Origin of the sequence: Cohnella candidum (genome assembly GCF_003713065.1) — a bacterium.
GTDB lineage: Bacteria > Bacillota > Bacilli > Paenibacillales > Paenibacillaceae > Cohnella > Cohnella candidum.
In genome coordinates this window covers 2,147,732-2,171,028 of record NZ_CP033433.1, presented here as the reverse complement: position 1 = coordinate 2,171,028, position 23,297 = coordinate 2,147,732, and the positions used below count along the sequence as shown (strand labels likewise).

Sequence of the window (23,297 nt, the reverse complement as noted above, 5' to 3'; positions counted from 1 at the left end):
AAAATTGAAAAAAATATCTTTTATATTGCGATGCGGCTTGCTATAATGGGAACCAACAGGGAATGGAGGTGAATTTCACCTAACGTAATGAAAATGAATCCATACTCCACTTCAGAGACAGGTGAGTTCATGAGCGACAAATTGATTTCCAGCCTGAAAAACGGATTGATCGTCTCCTGTCAAGCGTTGGAGGAAGAACCGCTGTACGGCGCCGAAATGATGGTGCTCATGGCTCGCGCCGCGGAAGAAGGCGGCGCGGTCGCGATTCGGTCCAATACGCCGCAGGATGTCGCCGCCATCAAGAAGAAATCCAGATTGCCGGTCATCGGGCTGTACAAGAAAAACTATCCGGGCGCCGACGTGTATATCACGCCGACCCTGCGCGAAGTATCGGAAATCCTCGAAGCGGGAGCGGATATCCTGGCCGTCGACGCAACCCGCATGGCGCGGCCGGACGGTATCGAATTGGAGGATTTTTTCCGAGCGATCCGCGAGCGCTATCCCGAGGCAGTCATTTTAGCGGATATCTCCACTTTCGAAGAAGGCGTTAACGCCATGGAGCTCGGCGCCGATCTCGTGTCCACCACGATGTCGGGCTATACGCCATACAGTCCGCAGCACGAGAATCCTGACGTTGAACTGGTGACGCGGCTGTCCGCATTGGGGAGAGTGCCCGTGCTCGCCGAGGGTCGCATTTGGACGCCGGAGCAATGCGTAGCTTGCCTGAACGCCGGCGCGCATGCCGTCGTCGTCGGTACCGCGATCACCCGACCGCAGGAAATTACGCGCAGGTTCGTACAGGCGATGGACGGCGCTTTACAGAGAAGTCACAATTAAAGGATATTAATTTCATTAATGATCTACAAAAAGAAATAAATATCCAAAATAGTATTGACTTGAATTTGACCCCTATAATATATTATGGACATTAACACCAATCACTCCATTATATCTGAAAGAAAATTCCGAAAATTGAACGCGTTTCCAAAAAAAGAACGCGCGAACGTGATCGGAAGGGGGTCAAAAGCAAGGCAGTCCGCATTACGGCTTTACCGCTAGAACGCTGAGTCAACTACTTAAATGAAAAGAGGGACAAGCATGACCAGGAAAATCCGGGTTTCCGCACTGCTTACGGTTTGCGCTTTGGCTGTATCCCTGTTCTCGGCTTGCGGCAAGAGCAACAACGACGGAGGCGCCAGCAGCGCAAGCACTTCGCCTTCGGCATCCCCTTCGACCTCCGCGTCCGCGAGCCCGAGCGACGCTCCGAAAAAGGACGTCACGCTGCAGTTCTGGACGATCTCGCTCAGCCCGAACTTCGACGACTACATTAACGGGCGCATCAAGAAGTTCGAAGAAGCGAATCCGGGCGTCACGGTCAAATGGACCGACCTTCCTTACGACGCCATGGAAAGCAAGTTGCTCGCCTCCATCGCCGGGGGCAACGCGCCGGACGTCGTCAACCTGAACACCGGCATGACGATGACGCTGGCCGGCAAAAACGCGCTGGTCGACATGAACAAGGAAGCGACGGATGAGCAGCGCTCGATTTATTTCGAAAACCTGTACAATTCCGCCAAACTCGGCGACAGCGTTTACGCGTTCCCGTGGTACTACGGATTGTCCGCCTTCATTTATAATAAGGATCTGTACGAGAAAGCCGGCCTCGATCCGAACTCTCCTCCGAAAACGATGGAAGAGCTGAAGCAGCAAGCCGTCACGATCAAAGAGAAAACCGGCAAATACGGTTTCGTGCCGAGCTACAACCCGCCGGCCGACCTGTACTTCTCCGGCGTTCCGATGATCAGCGACGACAAGAAGAAAATGATCATCAATACTCCGGAAGCGCTCGAATGGGTCAAGTGGAACAAAGCTCTCTTCGACGAGAAAGTCGTGCCGAAGGAAGCCCTGTCCGCAGACGCCAACTACGCGACGGATAAATACCAAGGCGGCCAAATCGCCACGCTGACGACCGGCGCGCAATTCCTGAGCCGCGTCAAAACGAACGCCAAAAAAGTGTATGACAACACGCTCGTCGCTCCGATGCCGACGATGAAATCCGGCAAATACCATGCCGGCCTCATGAACCTCGTCGTTCCGACGGCCAGCAAGAACCACACGGAAGCCATCGCCCTCGCCAACTTCATGACAAACGACGAGTCTCAGCTGGAGTTCTGCAAAATCGTAAACATCCTGCCGTCCACGAAGAAAGCCGCCGCGGATCCGTTCTTCACCCAAGCGGGCGACGATCCGGAATCCAAGGTCAAAGTCATCGTGGCACAGGAAGCCGCCCAAGCGCAAGACTTCACGCTCGGCGTGAAGGATGAAGGCAAGATCCTCGAACCGCTGTGGAAGAACTGGCAGAAAATGCTGCTCGGCCAAATGACGCCGGAAGATTATCTGAGCCAGTCCGAAGCGCAAGCGCAAAAACTGCTGGACGAAGTCAACGCAGCCGGCTAATCGAATATTCGCTCTGATCGACAGGAAATAGGAGTGAGCAGGGCTCACTCCTATTTACCATAACGTCGGCTGTCCTATTTTAAAGCAGGGGGTGACCATGGTGTTCTCGAACAAGCTTTTGCGGCGGGAAGCGGCTTTCGCTTACATGATGCTGATTCCCGGCATCGTCCTGCTGCTCGTCTTTACGTTTTACCCGGTCATACGGGGGCTTCCCCTGGCCTTTACCGACTATTCCGTGATCGATACGACCCACTGGGTCGGCTGGAAAAACTTCAAACGGGCTTTTTCGGATCCGACATTCGGATTGGCATTGAAGCACTCCCTGCTTTACGTGGTGGTCGTGCCCGTGCTGCAGATCATTTCCATCCTGATGGCGATCCTGGTCAACAACAAGCTTCGCTTCGTGAGTTTTTTCCGGATCGCTTATTTCGTGCCGGTCGTCACCTCGATGGTCGCCGCGGCGATCGCCTGGAAATGGGTGTACGAAGAGCAAGGGATTTTGAACTATTTCCTGATGAAATTGCACATCATCTCCGAACCGGTCGTTTTCATGGTCGAGACGAAGCTCGCGCTGGTCGGCGTGATGATCGTAACGGTGTGGAAGGGCATGGGCTACTACATGATGATTTACCTCGCGGGCCTTCAATCGATTCCGAGCGAAATGCAGGAAGCGGCCCGGATCGACGGAGCGAATCGCTGGAGAGTCATTTGGCACATCACGATCCCGCTGCTCATGCCTTTCGTGCTGCTCTGCTCGTTGATGTCCGTCATGGGCGCGATCCAAGTGTTCGACGAGGTATTCGTCATGCACGGCCAACTCGGAGATCCCGCATACTCCACCATCACCACGAGCGTTTATTCGTACAAAGTTGCTTTCGCCGATTTCGAATTCGGATACGCGGCCACCATCGGACTGCTGGTATCGTTCATTATCATGGCGATTTCGATCCTCATGTTCCGCTATACGAGAAAAGGGGGTTTGACGTACTATGAGTGAAACCTCCACCGCCGTAACCGCATCCGCACCTGCAGCCCGCGGTTACCGCTCGAAGAAAACCTCTGCCAGGAAGGTTCTGCAAGCCGTCATTGTATACCCGCTGTTGCTGCTGGCGACCTGTCTGACGCTCGGCCCGTTCCTGTGGCTGCTATCGACGGCGCTCAAAAACGGGGACAACGTATATGCGTATCCTCCGCAGTTCATTCCGAATCCGATCACGTTCCAGAATTTCATCGACGTGTTCAACATCATGCCGCTCTGGCATTATATCGGCAACACGGTTTACATGACGGTCATGGGCGTAGGCTTGAATCTGCTGCTCTGCACCATGACGGCTTACCCGCTGGCTCGGCTGCGTTTTCCCGGCCGGAACATCATTTTCTTCGCGATGGTCAGCACGATGATCCTGCCGAACGCGGCAGGCATGATCGTCAACTTCCTGACGATCAAGTGGCTGGGTTTGTACAACTCGATGTTCGGCGTCGTGCTTCCGTCCGCGATCAGCATTTTCAACGTGTTCCTGCTGCGCCAGGCGTTCATCACCGTGCCGAAAGACATGGAACATTCCGGCCGGATCGACGGGGCGGGAGAATTCCGCATCTTCGCTCAAATCATGGTGCCGATGATCCGTCCTGCGATCGCCACCGTCGTCATTTTCGACTTCATGGCGTTCTGGAACAGCATGATTTGGCCCATGATCATCCTGGACGATCGCGCGAGTTATCCGCTCGCCTCCGCGCTGAGTTCCTTGAACAGCACATTGGCCTACAACTTTCCTTATATCGCCGCCGGCGTCATCATCTCCGTCATCCCGATCATCACGATCTTCCTCATCATGCAGAAGCAGTTCATCAACGGGATGGTCGGCGCCGTCAAAGGGTAAGCCGGAATCCGCGAAAGAAACATGTCTTTGCCCTGGAGCAAGGGCATGTTTTTTCGTTTGGAGAATATATTCTTTGTGTAAAGAGTAATTGGAGGATAATTTCATGCTATCCTCAACATTCATTTGGGAAGAGAGGGAATTCATTTGTTCAAAAAGAAGCTAGTCTTAAGCCTTGCCCTCGGCGTCGGCCTTTTCGGGGCCGGAACCGCGTTCGCCGCACAGGAAACGGTGCCGATCGAAACGCTGCAGCCTGCCGTGAACCTGGAAAAGCCGCAACTGTACGGAACGGGAGGCAAACTGATCCTCAGCGATTCTCCGGAAACGTTCGGCGGAACCGGAGCGTTCTACCGGGACGTCGTGGAAGGGGAGTTCCGGGTGTTCTGGCATCATCAAAATACTTCAACGTCCGCATACTCCGTGGGCGCAGCGGTCACCAACACGTCGTCGGATACGGTGAAGCTGTATACGAAGGGCAAGGGCGTCGGCGTGAACCTTTACGTAGACGTAGCCGGCCAGCTGGCGCTGTCGTCGTTCCTGACGACCGAGAAGGATAAGACGTTGGCGGCGACGCTCGCGCCGGGCCAAAGTTACGTCGTGTCCGCGGTGACCGATCCGGACCTCACGAACAGCGGCATCGTGCAATTCATCGCGCAGACGGCCATCGGAAACAAGCCGGCAGCCGTCACCGTCACGACGCTGAGCTACGACACCTTGCCGGAACGCCCGGACCAGGTGACGATCCTGCCGGAAGACTCGCATACTCGCGGTACGTTCCCGCATTTCGACCGCATCGGCTTACTGCAGTATGACACCGCCATGGGCAACGCCTTCCTGCGCGTCGATTCCGCCGCTTACGGGCAATGGAGCGACAGCATGCCGGGCGAGTATGAGGAAGGCTGGGATGCCGTCGGCGGCAAAGCCGTGATCAACAACGGCAACTACGGCGTCATGTACCGCTTCTCGGTCCAAGTCAAGAACAGCCTGCACGAACGCCGCACGACGAGCCTGTTCCTGAACCCGTCCGGCGGATACGGCCATTTCTCGCTGCTCTGGAATAAAGAGCTGTACGAGTCCGGGTTCGTCAGCTGGCAGAACGCCTGGCACGTTACCGATTTCTCCGTGAACCCGCACGGGGCCGTCTATTCGTCCGAAATGAGTTTGACCGGCGGGTCTGCGGGACCGCAAGTCATCTATTTCACCAACCAGGCGAAATGATAAGACGATGGGGTGCGGAATGAAAAAGAAACTCGTTCTGAACGTTCTGCTGGCGTTCGCCATTACAGGCGCCGGAACCGCATTCGCGGCGCAAACGACGGTTCCCGTATCTTCCTTGCAGCCGGCCATCCCCTTTGAAAAGCCGGTGTTGAGCGGCGCGGGCGGAAAACTCGTGCTGAGCGATTCGCCTGAAACCTTTACAGAGGCCGGTGCGTTTTACCGCGATCGTCTTGAGGGAGAGTTCCGCGTTTTCTGGCATCATCAAAATGAGGCACCGGAAACGTTGTCCGTCGGCGTTGCGGTGACGAACGAGTCGGCGGAACCGGTGAATCTCTATGCCAGAGGCCTCGGGATCGGCACGAATGTGTATGTGGACGTGGCCGGCCAGACCGCGCTCGCGGATTTTATGCGGACCCAGAAAGAAACGGTTTTGGCCGCTACGCTGGCCCCTGGCCAAAGTTATTTTGCAACCGCTGCCACGGCTCCGGATATCACGAACAGCGGGATCGTGCAATTTCAGGCGATGACGAAGAGCGGAAACAAGCCGGCCTCCGTCACGGTCACGACGCTTGCTTTCAACGGACAGCCGGATCATCCTAACCAAGTGGACGTCCTTCCCGGCGACTCCTTGACTCGCGGGACGTTCCCGCATTTCGACCGGATCGGTACCCTGAAGTACGATACCGCGATGGGGAACGCCTATCTGAGCGTGGATTCCGACGCCGTCGGCCCTTGGAGCGGCGACGCCATGCCGGGAGAGTACGAAGAAGGCTGGGATGCCGTCGATGGGATCAAGGTGATCAATAACGGGAATTACGGCGTGATGTATCATTTGACCGCGGAGATCACGAACAGCGATCATCGGCCGAAAACGGCGAGCCTTTACATGAATCCGGCCGGAGGTTACGGGCATTATGCGGTGGAACTGAACCGGCAAATCTATGAGTCCGATTTCCTCAGCTATGAAGACGCTTGGAACATCGTGAATGTTAAACTGAATCCGAACGGCGGCACGTACAAGACCGAAATGAGCCTTACCGGTGGTTCTTCCGGGCCCCAAGTGTTTTATTTCACCAACCAGGCCAAATAACAAAAAATGCGGCACCTGTTCCGTTCATTTCGGAAGGGTGTCGTATTTTTGTGTCCGAGTTCGTTGAGTTATTGCTTTCCGACGCTAACTCCGAGGAGATGGGGCGATTTGAACGGTTTTTATTGCTTTTGGACACTAAAATGGCGTATTTCCCCTGAAAGTGATAGTTGAGGCGCCGAGTTAGTGTTGGTAAGCAATAATTTGAGGGGGTTAACCGCGAATTCGCTCAAGTTAGTGTTCTAAAGCAATAACTCCAGCCAGGATCCCCACCTGGAAGTCCGCGGACAGGCGGCGGTTTTTCAGGTCCCCGGCCAGCGATCGGGGCGCTTTTCGTGGTATGATGGGGATCAAAAGCTGAACGAGGATGGAGCCTATGGCTTTCGGCATCAAAAGAGAAGAACTGCAAGCTTGGAAAGACGCGGTGGCGCGAGGCGAGATCGCCTTCATTACCCACTATTGGCTCGAACCCCGTTTTCCCGGCATCCATACCGTCACCAAAGTCGGCTGCGCCGACCTTGACCGCCTGTCCGAATGGTGCGTCGCCAACGGGCTGAACCCCAGATACATTCACAGGAGGCAGCCGTTTCCGCACTTCGATCTTATCGGCCCGAAGCAGAAGGAGATCCTTGCCCGAGAGCGTCTGTGGGAGCAGATGCGGAAATTCGGCATGCTGGACGACTAACAGAGCGGAAAAACGTCAAATCCTGTCGATCATTCGTTAACGCTCTAGTATAATGGACAAGATAAGATCGGCATGGAGGGACATCGTTTGGCACAGCTCTACTACAAATACGGCACGATGAACAGCGGCAAGTCCTTTGAAATCATTAAAGTTGCGTACAATTACGAAGAACAGGGCAAGCCGGTGCTGCTCTATACGCCGGCCGCGGACTCCAGAAACGGAACGAACCAAATCGGTTCGCGCGCCGGGTTCACCCGGGACGCGATTCCGGTTTACGAAGAGACGAATCTCTATCAGAGCGTCAAGGACTACCTCGCGGAACAGAAGTACTACTGCGTGCTGGTCGACGAAGCTCAGTTCCTGAAGAAGAAGCATATTTTGGAGCTGACGCGCGTGGTGGACGAGCTGGGCGTTCCCGTCATGGCGTTCGGATTGAAGAACGATTTCCAAAACCATCTGTTCGAGGGCAGCTACAACTTGCTGATCTACGCGGACAAGATCGAGGAAATCAAGACGATCTGCTGGTACTGCGACCGCAAAGCGACGATGGTGATCCGGTTCAAGGACGGCGTCCCCGTCAACCAGGGCGAACAGTTCCAGATCGGCGGCAACGAAGACTATAAGCCGGTATGCCGGAAGTGCTACAACAAAGCGTTTTCCCCGAAAGAATAAAACATGGGGCCATGAGGAAAACTTCGGACGGTGATCCGGGGTTTTCCTTTTTTACTGGTATTATGCTTTTTATTTCGTTTAAAATCATGGTAACATAGTCTTTATATTTGTTTGACAATCTGCGAGCAAAGGAAGGTACAAGCATTGAAACCTACGGCATTGTCAGGGCTGAAACGGCCTCAGCCTTTTTTTGTTGCTTTCGTGCTGTTGTTCGTGAAGGCTCTCCTGCTTCGCCACTTTATATTCGATCATATCGCTTGGGGACAAGTGGCGTCCGACGCCGCTTCGCTTTTGTTTCTGACCGCATTGTTCGAAGCCGTTTCGCCCGATAAATCCAAAAAATACGTGTTCTGGGGACTGAATTTGGTCGTCTCCTTGCTGTTCTTCGCTTCCACGCTGTACTTCGGGTACTTCAGCACGCTTCCGACCTATACGGCGCTGGATCAGCTTCATCAGGTCGCCGGCGTGCAAGACAGCGTCAAAGCGACGATCCAATGGAAAAACTACCTGTTCTTCCTGGACGTCGCGATTATGGCGGTCGTATGGGCGGTATTGCGGTTCACGAAACGGAAGGCGGCTCCCGCCCGCCAATCGGGCCGCATTTGGAAGCTCGGCGTCATCGCGGCGGCCGTCGTCGGCTTGTTCGTTTCTCAACTGTACATCCGCAGCGCTTCCTCTATTGAGAACGAACTCGCTCAAGCGGATGAAATCGGCTTTTTCAACTATCAGGTTTCCGCGGCGCTGAAGGCCAACAAGGCGTACGCCAACGTGAAAAACGTCGACGTCAATCAGCTGACGAAGCAGGTTGACCAACTCGAGACTTCGAATCCGGATGTCCAGACGGGTACAGAGGACAAAAAACCGGCCAATTTCGGCACGATGAAAGGAAAGAATCTGATCATCGTCCAGATGGAAGCATTCCAGAATTTCCCGATCCATCTGACGCTGAACGGCCAAGTCCTGACGCCCGTGTTGAACGGACTCGCGGACGAAGGTTATTATTTCCCGCACTTCTTCCAGCAAATCGGGCCCGGCAATACGTCGGACGCCGAGTTCATGTCCAATACGTCGATCTATCCGACGGCCAAGGTCGCGATGTCGACCGGCTACGGGGACCGCGCGCTGCCGAGCCTTCCGAAGCTGCTCGAGAAGCAGGGATACGCCGCGGAAACGTTCCACGTCAACGACGTCACGTTCTGGGACCGCAACAAGCTGTATCCGGCGCTCGGTTTTGACAAGTATTTCGACAAGCCGTCTTTCACGAATGACCATTTTAACGGTTTCGGGGCTTCCGACGTAGAGCTGTACAAAACGGCGGTCAATCGGATGACGGAGCTGAAGAACGAGAACAAGCCGTTCTACGTGCAAATGATCACCGCTTCCAGCCATCATCCGTTCAAAATCCCGAAAGACAAACAATGGCTGAAGCTGCCGGCGGACATCGAAGGGACCCAGTTGGGCGATTATTTGCAAGCCGTCCACTATACCGACTACGCGGTCGGCGAGCTGATTAAGTCGCTGAAGGCGAACGGCCTGTACGATAACTCCGTGCTCGTGTTCTACGGCGACCATTTCGGTTTGCAGCCGCAGGACAACAAGCCGGAAGACGTAAGCAAGAAACTCGGCATTACGTACCAAGAACGGATTTCGCGATTCAATATCCCGTTGATCATCCACGTGCCGGGGGCTCCGAAGCAAGTGGTCAAAACCGTAGGCGGTCAGGTCGACATCATGCCGACGGTCGCCAATCTGCTCGGGATCGATCTCAAAGCCGAGAACTATACGGCCTTCGGGCATGACCTGCTCAACGCGGATAAAAACGTGTTCGGCATGAGGTATTACTTGCCGACCGGTTCGTTCTTCAACAACGAAGTCATGTTCGTACCGGGGAAATCGTTCGAGGACGGCACGGCGATATCGCTGGACACGCTGCAGCCGGTGACCGACATTGCCAAGTACAAAGAAGATTACGATTACGTGCTCAAGCTGGAAGGGCTGTCCGACGCATTCGTGCAGTCGCTCCCGAAACGATAACAAGCATTCGCGCAAAAAAGCCCTTCACCCGGCAGTCGGGTGAAGGGCTTTCGTGCGTTCAGAAGAGAATCGCCCGTTCGAATTGCTCTTGCAGTTGACGCGTAACGGGGCCCGGCTTTCCGGCGCCGACCGGCGAACCGTCCACGCTGATGACGGGCAGGATTTCGATCGTCGTGCCGGTAAGGAACGCTTCGTCCGCGGCGCGCAATTCCGCAAGTGTGAAAGGGCGTTCCTCCACGGGGATGGCGGATGCATGAGCCAGCCTGAGTACGACGGCACGGGTAATGCCGTGCAGGATCAGGTTGTTCGCCGGGTGCGTGACGAGCTTGCCGTCCGAGACGATCATTACGTTGGACGCGCTGCTTTCGGTGACGATCCCGCCGCGGTGCAGGATGGCGTCGGCCGCTCCGCGGTCGGCCGCGTCTTGCTTGGCGAGCACGTTGGCCAGCAGGTTCAGCGTTTTGTAATTGCAGTGCAGCCAGCGGATATCCTCCGCCGTCACCGCCGCGCAGCCCGCCTGCATGGCGGCCAGCGGCCGTTTCACCTCCGTGCAGTAAGCGAGAGTGACGGGTTCGGCTGCCGGAGGGAACAAGTGAGCGCGGGGAGCGGTTCCCCGGGTGACCTGGAGGTAAACGGTGCCCTCCTGCAGGCCGTTGCGCCGGACGAGCTCTTCCAGCCGGCTTTTCAGCGTTTCCAGGTCGTGAGGAAGACGGATCCGGATGCCGTCGGCGCTTGCCTGCAAACGGGCGAGATGGGCGTCGGCCTCGAACAAGGCGCCGCCGTACACGCGGAACACCTCGTAGACGCCGTCGCCGAAATAGTAGCCGCGGTCGTCCGGAGAGATCCGGACTTCTTCCGCGGGAAGCCAGCGGTCTTGGTACCAATAGATTGGAGCCATCGCGGTTCCTCCCGTCAGGATCCGAGGACGTCCTGCATGAGCTGCAGTCTCGGAATGATGGCGGCCGGAATGTGCTCATGGCCGAAATAGCGGTAAACGCCGATTTCCTTCTCGCAGGAAAGATGGTTATAAACGGCGAAAACGGTAGAAGGCGGCGTGATTTCGTCGATCAGCCCGATGCCGATCCAGGTCCGGCAGGCGATCCGCGGCGCCAGGTTCATGATATCGAAATAGCTGAGCGTTTCCTTCGCGCGTTCCTCGATCCGGGGATCGGAGGAGTGGCGGCGGAAATATTCGTTCAATTCGCCGTAAGGTCCGGCCGGGGCGACGTCAATGGCCCGCTCGAAATGGGACAGGTACGGGTAATCGGACAACGCGAGCTTCGGAATGTCGGACAGCGCGGCAGCCGCCAGCGTGAGTGCGCCGCCTTGGCTGCCCCCGGTTACGCCGATGCGGTCACCATCCACTTCCGGCAGATCGCGGAGAACCTCGAGGGCGCGTACGGAGTCCATATAGACGGCACGGTAATAGTATTCTCTCGGGTTCAGGATGCCTTTGGACATCCAGCCGGCGACGTGGCCGTTGGAGGAGACGACGTTGTCCACGCTCTCGCTCTGCTGGCCCCGGCAAATCATTTGAAGGACGGCATAGCCTTTGAGGGCGAGATTCACCGTGTCCAGCAGCTGGTTGTCCCATGCCCAGTTATAGCCGTGGTATTGGACGATGCCGGGAAGCGGCTGCGAGCTTTCGGGCAGGGCAAGCCAGGCTTCGATTCGGGAATGGTTGAAGCCTTCGTAGAACATCCGGTACACCTTCAAGCCTTTGACCGGGTACGGAAACGGCGTCCGCTCGTAACGGAGCGGGACTTGCGCGAGCTCCTCGAGCGATTCGCTCCAGAAGGCGTCGAAATCCGGCAGCTTGGTCAAAGCGGGCTTGTACGCCCGGAGCTGCTCGAGGGGCATGTCGTAAGGCTGCTGCAACGTCGATCTTCCTCTCCAAGTAAGTTACACATCCAGTGTAACCCGGCTATGGAAACCGTTTCAATAAGCAAGCTTACAAATCGATTTCGGCGATCTCCCGATACCGGCCGCTTTCCGCCCGGCATTCCAGCACGGTGCCGTCGGTCGTCCATTCGACGCTCCGGAGTTGGTCCATCCGCAGCAGCTTGACTCCCTGTTTGCCCCATTCTTGCATGTTGTGCATGAAACTGGGCCGATGATCGACCACGACTTCGTTGCACGTGATCAGGATGAACGAAGCGTCGCAGAGCCGGTTGAACTCGGGGGTTGCACACTCGTCGCCGCCGTGATGGGAGGCCTTCAGCACGTTCACGGACTCGATCAGCTTCCGATAAGGAGACCGCAAGATGAGCTCCGCCTGCGCGTTACCGCAATCTCCCGAGAACAATGCGCTGAAGCGGCGGAAATTCAAGCGGAGCACAAGGTTCAGATCGTTCAGGTTGGCGGGTTCGCCGAAGGGCATCAGCGAGTCGTCCGGCACGGCCGCGATGTCAAAGACGAGTTCCCGTCCGAAAGCCAGCTTGGATCCGGCATCCGCCGCTCCCAGCGACCGGACGGATCCGGCTTTCTCCTTGAGAGCCTTCAATTCCAGCCAAAACCGATAGTTTTCGTCATTGTCGGATATCCGTACGGTTTCATCCGAAACGGGTGCGTAAATGAACTGCTCCACCGTAATCTCCGGATCCTTCAAAATATCGATCATGCCCCCGAAATGGTCATTGTGGGGATGGGACAGGATCATCGCATCGATGCGGGTGATTCCGTGCTCCTTCAAATAGGGGACGATGACGCGTTCCGCTTGTCCTTTTTTGCCGGCGTCCAGCAGGATCGTCCGGTTGTCGGATCCGTCGTCGTATCGGATGAGAAAACCGTCCGCGGGATTAAGCGCCGGGATGCCGATCGGGCCGTTTTCTTTGGTATTCAGGTCGAACGCCGTCAAGCGAAGGCGCGGTCCGGATGACAAATTCGCCAATGCAGGTTCCTCCTTGGGATTCGATTTACAAAAACGTTTTTGCAATAGCGCGAGGATATCCTCCGAAATGTTAGGTTTAAGCCGTGTAAGCGATTATATAACCCCATGTAAATTCATTTCAAGCTCATAAGATTATTTTTCCAAAAGCATTGACACCGCTTTCACATTGGGTTATCTTGGTTACAAAATCGTTTTTGCAAAAACGTTTTTAAATGTCATGAAACGAGGAAGATGGCGATGGCCGTAACGATTAAGGACGTGGCCCGCGAGGCGGGCGTAGCCGTATGTACCGTTTCGTTCGCGATGAACGGTTCGGCGCACGTGGCGGAAGAAACGAAGAAAAGGATTTTCGACGCCATCGAGAAGCTGAACTACCGCCCCAACCAATCCGCCCGCGGATTGGTCACGAAAAAAACGAACAACATCGGCCTGGTCGTCGAAGAGACGGCGGAAGGGCTGGAGAATACCATCCTGCTCGATGTGATCAAAGGGTTGGGCCAGGCGCTTGGAAAAAACAACTACGATCTGCTCCTCTCTTTCCAGAAGCCGCAATCGCGCAAGCTGGATGAGCACGTTCTGGACGTTTACCGCAAGCAATCCGCCGACGGCCTCATCCTGATGGGGACGGCTTCGAGCGAACGCCCATACGAAGAGCTTGTTTCCAAGCGCTTTCCGTTCGTGCTGCTCGGCCGGCCTTACCAAGAGAAAGTGTGCCACAGCGTGAACGCCGATAACGAGCAGGGGGCCTATGACGCCGTCCAGTATTTGGTTCGCAAAGGACATCGCCGGATCGCGCTGATCACGCCGTGCTCGCTCGAAGTCGACGCTTCGCTGGACCGGTATAACGGCTACATTCGCGCCATGGAGGAGCTGGGGGACGGCTTCGACGAAAGCCTCGTCGCCATCGGAAGCTTCGATCCGGACAGCGGATATGCCGAAACGGAAAAGCTGCTCAGCCTGAAACAGCGTCCGACCGCCATCGTCGCGGGCCGGGACGTCATCGCTTCCCGGGTTATCGAGAAAGCGCAGGCGCTCGGCTACAAAATTCCGGACGATCTCGCCGTCGTCGGATTCGACAACACCGTCGTTTCCCAATTGGCCCGGCCCTCGATCACTTCCGTGGAGCTGCCGATGCGGAGCATGGGTTTCGAAGCCGCGTCGCTGCTGATCAAGCTGATCGAAGGCGAAATCCGCTACGACGACGTGCAGACGATCGTGCTTCCTTGCGCGATCCGGGAGAGAGAATCCGCCTGACATCCAGAATCGGCTTCATTTTTTTTGGCATCAAAAACGTTTTTGTACCTCACTTGCGACCTTCTTTGAGAGGAGTGATGCGTCACCGGTCTACTCGCTTGGAATGGGCAAGAAGCGAAAATGAACAGGGGAGAGTGTCAAGCATGAAACGATCGAAGTTTGGCATTACCGCAAGTTTGCTTTTGACCGTCGTTCTCGCTTTAGGAGCTTGCACGAAGGGCACGGGGACCGACAACGCTTCGCCATCTGCTTCATCCTCACCGCCATCCGCATCGCCGTCCGCGTCCGCCAGCGCTTCCGCTTCTCCGAGCGAGGAAACGAAGCAGCTCAGCGGCACGATCAATATCAACCTCCGGGGCGCTTCCGCCGAAGTGTGGAAGAAGGTCGCGGATTCCTACACCGCCCTTCATCCCGACGTGAAATTCAATATCGACATCAAGCCCGCTGAAGGGTACCGTGATTGGCTCCAGGCCCAATTCGCGGCCGGCGAGCCGGAAGCCGACTTCGTCATGAACAACGAAAACGCCCAACTCATGGCCGACCACAAATTCGTGGATTTCAAGCCTTTCATGGAGCAAACGAATCCTTACACCGGCAAGGCATGGAAAGAGAGCTTCAACCTGGCCGGCATGGGCGTCAATCTGGACGACCCGAGCCTGACGGAGCTGAATAACCTTAACTTCGAATCCGTGCAGATCCTGTGGCTGTACAACAAGGAAATTTACGAGAAGGTGGGCATCAAGCCGCCGAGCACCTTCAACGAGATGATGGCGAACTTCCAAAAGCTGAAGGATGCCGGTTACACGCCGTTCGCGATCGCCGGAAACGCGCAATCCATGTGGAGCGGCCAGGCGGGATGGCTGATGCGGATTTATCCGGACCAATATTTCCGGGATTACGCGAACCAGGTCAAATCCCAGCCGGGAGATTACACCTATCAACCGCAGCTTGACGACAACTGGAAATACGATCCGACGGATCCGTATAACGACGCCAAATCCAAGATGACGAAAAACGAGCTGCGGATGCTGAAAGCGATCCATGAGCAAACCGGAGATTACAAGATCGAAGGGAACCCGGCTTGGAAAGCGGTATTCGAAAACTTGAAAAAGCTGTTCAGCTACGCTCCCCAAGGTTTCTTCGGCATGAACGAAGAGCAGGCTTACAAGCTGTTCCTGACCAGCAAGGCCGCTACGGCCGTCGCGCTGCCTTCCTCCTTCTGGCAGCTGCCGAAAGACCTCGCGGACGCCGAAAAAACCGGCGGCGCGGTCAAACCGTTCGAATTCGGCTACTTCAACATGCCGTCGATGGAAGGCGAGCTCGTTCAGGCGCCGGCGCGCACGATCCATATCTACACCGGCTTCTACAGCTTCGTGAAGAAGGACGCCGAGCAAACCGCGCTTGACATCGACTTCATGCAATACGTAACCAGCCCCACGGGCTACAAAGTCTATCTGGAAGCCATTCAAAACGCCAAAGACGCCGCGCTGAACGGAGCGCCGCTGCTGAACGACATCGAGCTGCCCGACGAGATGAAGAAAGCTTTCGAATCGTTCAAGGCAATCGGTAACACCGAAGGCCAGCCAAGCCCCGGCAATACGCTGGCGCGCGGATTGAGCGATTACCAGCCGGCTCTCCAAGCTTATGTCGGCCTGGTCTCCAAGTACTTCAACGATCAGATTTCCGCCGACGAATTCTTGAAGCAATTCCAAGGCAATATCAACAAATATTTCGAACCGATGCTCAAACAAAAGAAACTGGAGCTGTCCGACCTGGAGCATCCGGAGCGTCAGCCTCCGGTAAGGCAATAACCAGCCGCACGGAAGGCGCTGTGCTCCGCGGTTGACCGCGGAGCACGGCATTGCCGGAGGACGGACGGGAAGGGGAAATCTATGGGGAAACGCGCTATCGCCTGGCTGGCTGTCGTCGTTTTATCGCTCATTTTCTCGCAAACGGCTTTTGCGGATCCATTGTGGAAGATGGACAAGGAGCTTACGATCAATGCTTTATCCGTTTCGGAGGACGGTCAGCGCATCTCGGCCGGCACTCAGGACGCGACGGCTGTGGTCGTGGATCCTTCAGGCAAGGAGATTTCGTCTTTCGCCGCCAAAAACGTCGTGACCGGCGTCTCGCTGCTGAAGGACGGGCAATTATTGGTTTCGTCGGATGATTTTCACGTTTACTCGCTGGATGCCCAAGGAAAGACGGTCTGGGACAAATCGTTCCCGAAAATGGTCAAGCGGTTGTCGGCATCCCCGGACGGGTCGACCATCGCCATCTCCCTGTACCGAGCCAATGCGGTCACGCTATTGGACCGGCAGGGCAATATATCGAAAGAAATCCCGGTCGGGATTGAGATAAAAGCATTGCGGGTTTCCCCGAACGGCCAATGGATCGCGGCGGCGGGGGCCGACCAATACGCGTATTTGTTCGACGCCTCGGGAAAAGCGAAGGCCAAAGTCCCGCTCCCCGGCGATATCGCCGACATCTCGGTGTCCGACGACGGAGCTTGGGCCGCCGGTCTTATGAATAACAAAGCGCTGATTTACGGCGCAGACGGCTCGAAAACGGGAGAACTGGCCACGAAAGACGTCGTGACTTCGGTGGATCTGTCACGTGACGGCGCCTATATCGCCGTGTCGGATTATTCCGGCAATTTCTACGTCGGCAATGCCGACGGCCGTATTCTATGGACCCATAGAGAAGCGGGCGCCGGACAGCAAATCCGTCTCGGAGCGGAAAGCAAACAACTATATGCCGCTACCGACAAAGGCGCCCTGTTCCATTATGAGATGGAAAGCCTGCTCGCAAGCGGGCGGAAAGCCGCCCAGCGGCAAGAAACGATCCGAATCACGGCCATCGTCGCGGTTGCGGCCGCGCTGCTTTTCCTGGCGTATTGGGCATGGAGAAGAAAACCCCAGACGCTGCTCCGTATTTGGAAGGATAAATACACCTATTTGATGCTGGTGCCGAGTTTTACGCTGATCTTCTTATTTTTGTACTATCCGTCGATCTCTGGCCTCTTTCATTCTCTCTATCACTGGAATCCGGGGGGAAGAAGCGTATATGTTGGCCTCGAGAATTTCAAACGCATGGTGCACGATCCTTACGTCTCCAAAGGCGGTTGGAATCTGCTCATCCTGATCGTTACGGGATTGATCAAGACGATCGTACCGCCGCTTCTGGTCGCCGAACTGATCTATCATTTGAAAAGCAAGAAGTCGCAGTATTGGTTCCGAACCGCCTTCGTCGTCTCCGTCGTCATTCCGACGGTAGGCGTGCTGCTGGTGTGGCAGGATTTGTACGATGCCCAGCTCGGCCTCATCAACCAGATCTTGCGGGCAGTGGGACTTGGCTCCTTCGCTCATGCCTGGCTAGGCGACACTTCTACCGCCTTATGGGCCGTCATTTTCATCGGATTTCCGTTCGTCGGCATTCTGCAGCTGCTCGTTCTCTATTCCGGCCTCATCGGCATTTCCGAGGAGATCATCGAAGCGGCCCGCATGGACGGCGCGAAGACGTTCCGGATCATCCGTTCCATCCATCTTCCGTTGCTGGCCGGGCAATTCAAGCTGCTCATCGTGCTGGCGATGATCCATATCATCCAGGATTTCGGCGGCATTCTGATCGTGACGGGCGGAGGACCTTCCGACTCCACCTACGTGCCGGCCCTGCAGATGTATTACGCGGCGACCAAGTTCAACGATCTGGGTTATGCCTCGGCGCTGGGCGTGGCGATGTTCGCCATCATCCTGGTCATTACCGTCATCAACATGAAGTTCATGAAATCGGCCGAGGAGTAGGGGGTGCGGGAAGATGAAGAAAAAAGCCTTAATCGCGCAGCAGACCATCTTGTTCGCGATACTCGCGATTTTCGTCCTGCTGACGTTCGTCCCTATCGCATTTACGTTTCTGTCATCGTTTAAAAACAATTCTCAGATCTTGGGCGGCTTCTGGTCCTTGCCCATTCCTGTTCAATTCGGGAATTATGCGGATGCCTTCTCCGCGATCTGGAGATACACGCTCAACACGATCGTATACGCCGTCGTCGGCAGCGTGCTGGTCGTCATGCTGTCGGCGATCTCCGGCTACGCTTTCGCCAAGAAAAGCTTTCTGGGCAAGGAAGTGCTGTTCATGATGATGCTGGCGATCATGATGATTCCCGGGGTGCTGACGCTTATCCCTTCCTATGTGCTGTACGCCAACCTCGGCCTGGTCAATACGCCATGGGCCATCATCCTTGCCGCGGCGGCAGGCGGTCAGATTTTCGGAACCTTCCTGTGCAGGAGCTTCATGGGCGGGATCTCGAACGAACTGTTCGACTCCGCCAAAATCGACGGGGCCGGGGAAGTGGTCGTGTTCACGCGGATGGTGCTGCCGTTGTCGGTGCCCGTCCTCATGACCTTGTTCATCATGTCTTCGGTCGGGATCTACAACGATTACATTTGGCCCCTTCTGACCATCAAGTCCAGCAGCATCCAGATGATCGGCGTCGGCCTGACGCAGTTCACCAACCAGTTCGGGATCGTCAACATGGGCGTGAAATTCGCCGCGTACGTCATTTCGTCCCTTCCGCTTGTCGTCCTGTTCAGCTTCGGCATGAAGTATTACATCCAAGGCATGACGCGAGGCGCACTGAAAATCTAAAATAAGCAGACAGAGACGGAGAGAAACGATGAGCAACGTAGCGAAACAGGGACAGATTCCCGAGTGGATCTGGCATCCGGATCGGGAACGCCGGCCGTCGGTTGAGCTGCAAAAACGTTTCACGCTGCAAGAACCCGTGGAGGAAACCGCGTTCTATTTCGCCTGTACGGGGTCCGCTTCTATCGAACTGGACGGCAAGCCGATCGGCCAATGGGCGGAGAGCCCCAGAATGGCGTACGCTTTCTCCCGCGAGGAATCGTTTCCTTCCAGGCTGGAAGCGGGCGATCATACGCTGACGCTCCGGCTCGCCTGCACCCGGCCGATGCCGATCGAAGCGATCAACATCCATCTGGCGGACCAATCGGTCGGCTGCGCCGCCTTCCTGTGCGGTTCCGGTCTGTGGATCCCGACCGATCGCACCTGGGATGCGGGAGATTCTTTCGCGGATCTCATTTGCGTAATGGGCGAGGAGCCGTTCGGAGAGCCGGGCAACGCGCCGGATTGGTTTATCGCGGGGGGATACGGGGATATCGAAGTCGACCCGGTCGAGGATTATACGCTGATAAGTTCGCAGGGGCTGGACGTAGATAGGAGTGGGGGATTCGTCACGCTCAGCGGCAGCGGGGCGGGCACGCTTGCCTTCGATGACGGAAAAGCCAGAGACGAGCTGTATCTTTTCTACCATTTGCTCAAGCAGAACGAATGGAAGGAACGGAGAAGCCGTCAGCTCGGCATGGACATGGCGTTATACCCCCAGGCGTTGATCGAGCTGCCGCGGGAAATGAACGTCCGCATCCGGCTTACGAACCGAGGGGGCGAGCCCGCAACGGTCTGGTGGAACGGCGCCGAATCGCTCCGGGAATTGGACGGCTACGAAGCCTGCATCACGGAGCAGCTGACCGCGGCCCCGGGACGGACGGACGTGTCCGCGCCGCAAGGCCTTCGGTACATTCGCTTGTTCGTCGGCGCGGAACCGGGGAGCGATTTCCGGCTGGAAATCGCCGTGGAAGCCGCGGGCGTGCCGCTGCGGCAGATCGGATCCTTCGATTCGGACAGCGTCCTGATGAACCGGATCCACGAGGTTTCCGTCCATACGAGCCGGGTCTGTCATCAGATCGGTCTCTGGGACGGCATCAAAAGGGACCGCTTGAACTGGGGTTACGACGTCTACATGGCGGCGAAATCGGATTATTCCCTGTGGGATAATCTCGAGGTGCTGCGGCGGTCGATCCGGGAGCTGGGCCGAACCCCTTACGGATATTGGATCAACGGGCTTCCTTCCTACACGCTGTGGTGGTTGTGCGGCATGTGGGACTATTACTTGGAAACCGGAGACCGGCAGTTCGTGCTGGAAATGAAGGAAGACATCCTCAAGCAAGTAGCATGGGTCAAGGCCAACACGGATCCTGTCACCGGCTTTTTCCTGCCGGGCGCCCGCAACGAGTTGTCTTTCATCGAATGGTCGCCGATGGGCGAAACCGAGTCCTGGTTCGGCCTGAACGCGATTTTCGCGATGGCGAAGCGGCAAACGAACCGGCTGGCCGCTCACGTGCCGGAACTGGGCCTCGATTGGCAAGGCGAACCGCCTTTCCTAGAAGAAGACGTATTCCTGAAGGATTCTCCCGCTCTGCTGACGACGCTTCTCGGGATCATGGGCGGCTATGTAGGGAGAGACAAGGCCGTGCGCTTTCTGAGCGAAAGCGCCTTGAAGGATCCCGTAACGCCTCTCACGGCTTACTGGCTGGCTGAATGCTGCTCGGAATTCGGCCTTCATGACAAGGCGTGGCAGGCGATCCGGACGGTATGGGGCTCCATGCTGGAGACGGGCGCCAGCACGTTTTGGGAAGGCGTCGTGCTGGACCGCGGAGAGGATTTCCATCGCGAGCTGACCACCTACACGGCTTACGATTCGTATCGGATGAGCCTCTGCCACAGCTGGTCGAGCACGCCGGTCGTCTGGATCAACAAGCACGTGCTCGGGATCCGGGCGACGGAGCCGGGTTACAAGGAATTTTCGTTCGAACCGCATGCGGTGGAGGGGCTGACGCGGTGCCGCGGAGTCGTCCAATCCCCGAGGGGACCGATCGAAGCCGAATGGAGCCTGGAAGGCGGCAACATGGTCAAACGGTTGACCATGGAGGCGGTACAATCCGCGGGAGGCCGATCATGAGCGAGCGATGGAACGGCGCCTGGATTTGGAACTCGCTGCCGCCGGGGACGCCTAATGTTTACCTGGAGGCGAGAATGGAGTTCGACGCGCCGCGCAGTCCTGACCGGGCGAGCTTGAAAATCTCCGCCAACCAGGAGTATCTCGTTTGCCTGAACGGCAAGGAAATCGGCAGAGGGCCTTCCCCCGCCGACTTGGCATGGAAATATTACGACGAATATGAGCTGGCCGCCGAATTGACCGGCGGCCGGAACGCGCTGGCCGTCGTCGTCTGCAATTTCGGGACGACCGACATCGTGACCGGTCAGATGCAAGGTCCGGGCGGGTTGATCGCGGAATTGGAGCTTGCATATGGCGAGGAGACGCATACGGTCGGCACGGACGCGGCGTGGAAAGTCCGCCGGTCGCCCCGATGGGTGGAAGCCGTGTCCCGCCAGCACCTATGGAACGGTTACCGCGAAATCCATTTGGCCGACCGGGAAGACGGGTGGCAGCTGCCGGGATATGACGACTCCGGCTGGGAAAACGCGACGGTGGTCGCCCGCCCCGGCGAACCGGATTGTCCTTGGCCTCGGCTGCTGGAGCGGGAGATTCCCCGCCTTTACAGTGAACGCGTCAAGCCGGGGGCGATCGTGCGAACCGAAGCCAATTTCGGGAGCATGCAGAACGAGGGGGCGGTTTTGGCGGACGCGGACGGCGAAGCCGGGACATGGACCGTCGACGCGTCCAAAGCCGGCTCGCTTCCCGGCGTCCTGTTCGATTTCGGGCGCGAGATCGTCGGTTATCCGGAATTGGCCGTCGCAGCCCCGCAAGGGGGCGTTCTCCAACTGCGTTACGGCGAGTCGCTGGATCTGCAGCTGTACGACACGTTCAGGCTGAAGCCGGGCGAGAATCGATTGAAGCCTTTCGGCAGACGGGCTTTCCGCTTTCTGCACGTTTCGTTTCAGGCGGCGCCGGCACCGATTTCCGTTCGGCGCTTCGAGGTCGAATCCGTCCATTATCCTTTCGATTTGTCGGGCTCGTTCCAATGCAGCGACCCGCTGCTCGAAAGGATTTGGGAGACGGGCGTGTACACGACCGTCGTGAACAGCCAGGATCACCTGGAGGATTGCCCGCTGCGCGAGCGGGCGTTATGGGTGGCCGACGCGGTCGTCATGGGCAAAGTCATCTACCAAACGTTCGGAGACGATCGGCTGCTGAGGAAGTGTCTGCTGCAGGGAGCGCGGATTCAGAACGAAGACGGTTCGATTCCGGGCACCGGTCCGGAGCGCAACAAGTTCCTGCTGCCGGATTTTTGCGCCCATTGGCTGTTCGGCGTGTTTGAGCATTGGCGGTTCACCAAGGACCGCGCTTTCGCCGAGGAAGCATGGTCGGCCGTGGAACGGCTCCTTGAGTGGTTCCTAAACCAGGAGGACGGCGACGGGCTGTTCGCGCGGGCCGATCGGGACGGCTGGTGGTGCTTTATCGACTGGGCCGATTACATCGACCGGCGGGATCGCGTCACCGCGGTGTCCTGCTTCTATTACAAAGCGCTTCTGGCGGCGTCGGAGATGGCGCGCGAAACCGGCCGAGAAGACCAAGCTGCGGAATGGTCGGAACGTGCCGTCCGGTTGCGCGGGTCAATCCGTACGCATATGAGGCAGCCGGACACCGGGATTTACGCGGATTGCGTTGGTCCCGAGGGATTGTCTCGTTCGGTGACGGCGCAAACGAACTTCGCCGCCGCATGGAGCGGCGTTATGAACCGAAATGAATCGGCGGCGTTCATCGCGGAATGTTTCGAACCCGGCAAGCTGCCTGCGCTCAAAGGCGCATTCTTCTACCATGTCGTCCTGGAAACGCTGGTCGATCAGGGGCGCATCGGGCTGGCGCTGGACATCATCCGCTCCTATTGGGGCGGCATGCTGGAGCGCGGCGCCACCACTTGGTGGGAAACGTTCGATCCCTCGACGCCCGCATGTACCGTACCGAGCCCGTATCAAGGCAATACGCCCACGTACCTGATCGACCATATTCCGGTCAGCGCCTGCCATGGCTGGGGAGCTTCGCCAAGCGATATCCTGTCCCGCTTCGTGCTTGGCGTCAATTTGCGCCGGCTGGGCGACGGAATCGTCGAACTGAACCCCCATCCGGGCGATCTCGAGTGGGCGGAAGGAAAGATCCCGACGAGGTACGGCCCCATCGAAGCCGGGTGGCGGAAACACGCGGACGGAACGATCCGTTTCGAGGCCAAAGTTCCCGAAGGCATCCGGGTTGAGGCATCGTCGAAGAACGTGGAAATTATCCTCGCGGGAAAGGATTGAACGCGA

The 23,297-nt window shown here is 56.9% G+C and carries 18 protein-coding genes; 15 read left to right on the top strand and 3 right to left on the bottom strand.

Features of this window, described 5'->3' with window-relative positions:
* Positions 1-129 precede the first annotated feature (129 nt).
* The 9 genes from EAV92_RS10320 to EAV92_RS10280 all read left to right on the top strand — a co-directional run bounded on the left by EAV92_RS10320 (position 130) and on the right by EAV92_RS10280 (position 10,030).
* Positions 130-837: an N-acetylmannosamine-6-phosphate 2-epimerase gene (locus EAV92_RS10320; protein ID WP_123041004.1), complete on the top strand. Its 708-nt coding sequence runs from the start codon at positions 130-132 to the stop codon at positions 835-837.
* Positions 838-1,098: 261 nt separating this feature from the next.
* The gene (locus EAV92_RS10315; RefSeq protein ID WP_164472718.1) at positions 1,099-2,457 is read left to right on the top strand and encodes an ABC transporter substrate-binding protein; all 1,359 of its coding nucleotides are present in this window, start codon (positions 1,099-1,101) and stop codon (positions 2,455-2,457) included.
* A 97-nt stretch (positions 2,458-2,554) separates the two neighbouring features.
* Positions 2,555-3,454 carry a carbohydrate ABC transporter permease gene (locus EAV92_RS10310; RefSeq protein ID WP_123041002.1) on the top strand — a complete coding sequence of 300 codons (900 nt, stop codon included), beginning with the start codon at positions 2,555-2,557 and terminating at the stop codon, positions 3,452-3,454.
* Positions 3,447-4,337 (top strand): carbohydrate ABC transporter permease, encoded by an 891-nt coding sequence (locus tag EAV92_RS10305; protein ID WP_123041001.1) that lies wholly within the window; start codon positions 3,447-3,449, stop codon positions 4,335-4,337. Before EAV92_RS10310 ends, EAV92_RS10305 begins: the two co-directional genes overlap by 8 nt.
* A gap of 144 nt (positions 4,338-4,481) precedes the next feature.
* On the top strand, positions 4,482-5,552 hold the full coding sequence (locus EAV92_RS10300) for a hypothetical protein (RefSeq protein WP_123041000.1): 1,071 nt from the start codon (positions 4,482-4,484) through the stop codon (positions 5,550-5,552).
* A 19-nt stretch (positions 5,553-5,571) separates the two neighbouring features.
* Positions 5,572-6,642, top strand: a complete 1,071-nt coding sequence (locus tag EAV92_RS10295; RefSeq protein WP_123040999.1) for a hypothetical protein — start codon at positions 5,572-5,574, stop codon at positions 6,640-6,642.
* A 373-nt stretch (positions 6,643-7,015) separates the two neighbouring features.
* Entirely contained in the window at positions 7,016-7,324 is a 309-nt protein-coding gene (locus EAV92_RS10290) for a hypothetical protein (RefSeq protein WP_123040998.1), read from the top strand.
* 87 nt (positions 7,325-7,411) lie between these two features.
* Positions 7,412-7,996, top strand: coding sequence for a thymidine kinase (locus tag EAV92_RS10285; RefSeq protein ID WP_123040997.1), 585 nt, complete (start codon positions 7,412-7,414; stop codon positions 7,994-7,996).
* Between the two features lie 144 nt (positions 7,997-8,140).
* Positions 8,141-10,030: an LTA synthase family protein gene (locus EAV92_RS10280; protein ID WP_241158499.1), complete on the top strand. Its 1,890-nt coding sequence runs from the start codon at positions 8,141-8,143 to the stop codon at positions 10,028-10,030.
* 58 nt (positions 10,031-10,088) lie between these two features.
* Here EAV92_RS10280 and dat read toward each other — a convergent pair whose 3' ends face one another.
* The 3 genes from dat to EAV92_RS10265 form a co-directional block, all read right to left on the bottom strand.
* The gene (gene dat, locus EAV92_RS10275; protein WP_123040996.1) at positions 10,089-10,928 is read right to left on the bottom strand and encodes a D-amino-acid transaminase; all 840 of its coding nucleotides are present in this window, start codon (positions 10,926-10,928) and stop codon (positions 10,089-10,091) included.
* A gap of 14 nt (positions 10,929-10,942) precedes the next feature.
* A complete protein-coding gene (locus tag EAV92_RS10270) occupies positions 10,943-11,890 on the bottom strand; it encodes an acetylxylan esterase (protein WP_123043675.1) in 948 nt (315 codons plus the stop codon).
* Between the two features lie 91 nt (positions 11,891-11,981).
* Positions 11,982-12,920, bottom strand: coding sequence for a ComEC/Rec2 family competence protein (locus EAV92_RS10265; RefSeq protein ID WP_164472717.1), 939 nt, complete (start codon positions 12,918-12,920; stop codon positions 11,982-11,984).
* Positions 12,921-13,157: 237 nt separating this feature from the next.
* Here EAV92_RS10265 and EAV92_RS10260 point away from each other — a divergent pair, with 237 nt between their 5' ends.
* The 6 genes from EAV92_RS10260 (at position 13,158) to EAV92_RS10235 (ending at position 23,291) form a co-directional block, all read left to right on the top strand.
* Positions 13,158-14,174 carry a LacI family DNA-binding transcriptional regulator gene (locus EAV92_RS10260; protein ID WP_123040994.1) on the top strand — a complete coding sequence of 339 codons (1,017 nt, stop codon included), beginning with the start codon at positions 13,158-13,160 and terminating at the stop codon, positions 14,172-14,174.
* Between the two features lie 143 nt (positions 14,175-14,317).
* The gene (locus tag EAV92_RS10255) at positions 14,318-15,985 is read left to right on the top strand and encodes an ABC transporter substrate-binding protein (RefSeq protein ID WP_123040993.1); all 1,668 of its coding nucleotides are present in this window, start codon (positions 14,318-14,320) and stop codon (positions 15,983-15,985) included.
* Between the two features lie 81 nt (positions 15,986-16,066).
* Positions 16,067-17,977: an ABC transporter permease subunit gene (locus tag EAV92_RS10250; RefSeq protein WP_123040992.1), complete on the top strand. Its 1,911-nt coding sequence runs from the start codon at positions 16,067-16,069 to the stop codon at positions 17,975-17,977.
* A gap of 13 nt (positions 17,978-17,990) precedes the next feature.
* Positions 17,991-18,821 (top strand): carbohydrate ABC transporter permease, encoded by an 831-nt coding sequence (locus tag EAV92_RS10245; protein WP_123040991.1) that lies wholly within the window; start codon positions 17,991-17,993, stop codon positions 18,819-18,821.
* A gap of 28 nt (positions 18,822-18,849) precedes the next feature.
* Complete coding sequence (locus EAV92_RS10240) at positions 18,850-20,991, top strand: alpha-L-rhamnosidase C-terminal domain-containing protein (protein ID WP_123040990.1); 2,142 nt, start codon at positions 18,850-18,852, stop codon at positions 20,989-20,991.
* Positions 20,988-23,291 carry a family 78 glycoside hydrolase catalytic domain gene (locus EAV92_RS10235; RefSeq protein WP_123040989.1) on the top strand — a complete coding sequence of 768 codons (2,304 nt, stop codon included), beginning with the start codon at positions 20,988-20,990 and terminating at the stop codon, positions 23,289-23,291. Before EAV92_RS10240 ends, EAV92_RS10235 begins: the two co-directional genes overlap by 4 nt.
* The last annotated feature ends 6 nt before the right edge of the window (positions 23,292-23,297 follow it).